Below are 2,286 nucleotides of genomic sequence, written 5' to 3'. Positions count from 1 at the left end.
GAAAACAGCGACAACATGACCGAGCTGACCGCGCTGGCCGTGCTGGTCGAACTCGCCGTTCGAGGAGCAGAAAGCCCTGGCGTTGGCGAGTTGACCAGCACGGCCAGCGCGGTCAGGCGCTGGGTCATGTTGTCGCTGTTTTCAGGTGCTGTACAGGTGTACCACGTTCCAGATGTTAACCTTCACGATACGTTGCCATGTTTTCTGGACAAGCAAGCGGCTCCGTATTGCTAAGGTTAACTTTGATTATTCCATTCGACAGTAGACTACCCTTCAGCATTGCCGACAAGTTTCCATTTATGCAAAATCATTGGAGTGCGATGCTCAAGATACTTATATTGTTCTTCCCTCAGAGAGTGGCATTGTGGATGCTCAGTATGGTTTAATGAAAAGATAAGGAGGATTTATTAAAACAAGCTGAAAATATACTGAAGTCTATGGATCTACTACTATGGAATTGTGAGATTAATATTCAAGTGGCGAACATGTGTCCACCAGACCTTGATGATTGGATTTGGGGAATCAAGAATTTGGGCAGATTCAATGTTCGAAGGAAATTTGGGGGTGTTAACTCACCAAGGAAGAATAACAAAAAAAAATAAAGATTTAAAATACATCAAGTGCATGAACTACGGCATTGTAAGAATAAATTTTACAGCGAAGGAAATTTTCATCGCTTGTGCCACCAATGTCGGAGAAATGATTTTGAAATTTATTTGTGCAACTTTGTTACTGCTATGTTTCACCCCTTTCCGATGATTTGGATTATGATTATCAAGAAAAGTTTACCGCAGGAAATTACTGATTGTGCATTGGAACACAATTCATCAATTTATTGTTATGAGTTGTCACTATACCTATTCTTATTGTCCAAGCACAAGCGATACAGGAAAGCAATTGGGGAAGAAGTGGGTTTGCCAAGTGGAAAAAATTATTTTGGAATGAAGGAATTTAATCTAACTGAACCACACATGAAAGCTAAACTAAAGCCTAATGCAACATGGGGTTTACGAAAGTATTACTCAATGTGTGATTCGGTGTTGATGATTATATCAACTTGCTATCGACAAGCCACAAGTATGAAGAGTTTCCAAGAATTGTTGTTACAGCAATGGTTCTTGGATGGAGTAGAAGTTGTGCATGCGCATTGGTTGATACCTATTAACTATGCAGAAAGTCCTAACTATGTTTTAGAAGATATTGAAAATTAATTATAAATCAAGAATTAAAGGAGAATGTATTGAATTTACGAACCTAGCGAAGAAGCGAGTTATAGTATTCCGAAAATGAATTAGCGAGAATAAAGAAATACAGAGATTGTTTTGGTAAGAATGCCAAAGACAATTAGCACTGCTATTAATAACATTACGAAAGAAATTAAGATGCTTGGCAAGGATGGAAAAAATCAATTTGGCGAAATTGACATTATGCAAGTATGGATAAGTTTTCTCTGTTGTTAATCCTTTAGGGACATTTTGGATTAATCATAACCCAAGATGAAGAAATATGTAAGATTATTACCAGACACCAAGGAAGCCTTTAATTGGATGTCTGTATTATAGCTCTATCCTTTCACACAAGGATGGGGACACTTGGCAATACACGCCAAGACGAACTATCTGCTTGTGAAATGAAAGGTGGACGGCAATTGGTATGCACAATCATATGCGTTAAAGCAATTTAGAAGATTTATTTCTTATTGCAACGGGCGAGAATGATGATTTGGATAATAGAAATCAAACCTATAACAAGCCAAAGGAAGTAAAAAAAGTAAATAAACAGGAAAGCAAAACTGAAAGGAGAACAGCATGAGCTTACCATTAGAAATTGGCTTTCTAGAAACAAAAATAAGGAAAAGGGCGATAACAAACCACCCTACAGCAACAGCAACTTTACTGTTGTACAGAAACAATAACACTAGAGAGGCTGGTGTGTATTATCAATGTGGCTATTGGAAGGATGACAAATATGATTCCTGAAAACCTAGGTTAATAAAGAAAAGAATTAGGCAGTGGTGGATGGTGGCAATGGAATGCCAGTGAGGGATATATCACAAAAACCAAACAAACCAGAGAATGATCCATTAACAGAAGACATTAGGTAATACTTGTTATTATGCGAATGGATAATGTTTACATTATTGTGTTTGTCTTTCTTATTACTATGTTTTGTTGGTGTTATGGTGTGGGCTATTGGTGAACAACTTTCTAAACTGATGAAGAAGAATGGAAAAGATACCAAAAGATATTCCTTGATCATTGGAAGTTCGGTGGATGACATGCCAAG

3 protein-coding genes and 1 pseudogene are annotated in these 2,286 nt (G+C 37.6%); 3 read left to right on the top strand and 1 reads right to left on the bottom strand.

The features are described from left to right. The 3 genes and pseudogenes from ACXX9E_RS29290 to ACXX9E_RS29280 all read left to right on the top strand — a co-directional run. Window positions 1–91 (top strand): annotated as a pseudogene (locus ACXX9E_RS29290) (hypothetical protein); the annotation flags it as partial. A gap of 676 nt (window positions 92–767) precedes the next feature. After that, a complete protein-coding gene (locus tag ACXX9E_RS29285; protein ID WP_458556711.1) occupies window positions 768–1,211 on the top strand; it encodes a hypothetical protein in 444 nt (147 codons plus the stop codon). A gap of 597 nt (window positions 1,212–1,808) precedes the next feature. After that, window positions 1,809–1,979, top strand: a complete 171-nt coding sequence (locus tag ACXX9E_RS29280) for a hypothetical protein (RefSeq protein ID WP_458556710.1) — start codon at window positions 1,809–1,811, stop codon at window positions 1,977–1,979. 25 nt (window positions 1,980–2,004) lie between these two features. Here the strand turns inward: ACXX9E_RS29280 and ACXX9E_RS29275 are convergent. Then, window positions 2,005–2,286 (bottom strand): hypothetical protein (locus ACXX9E_RS29275; protein ID WP_458556709.1); only part of this gene is annotated, 282 nt, incomplete at its 5' end.

The sequence above is a fragment of the Pseudomonas sp. GNP014 genome (assembly GCF_054344005.1).
Note: the sequence above shows the minus strand (reverse complement) of the source record. Positions and strands in the feature narration are given on the sequence as shown.

Bases quoted from the DNA above. Each gene is read 5' to 3' on its own strand.
- ACXX9E_RS29285 (WP_458556711.1), top strand. From the start codon at position 768: ATGATTATCAAGAAAAGTTTACCGCAGGAAATTACTGATTGTGCATTG.
- ACXX9E_RS29280 (WP_458556710.1), top strand. From the start codon at position 1,809: ATGAGCTTACCATTAGAAATTGGCTTTCTAGAAACAAAAATAAGGAAA.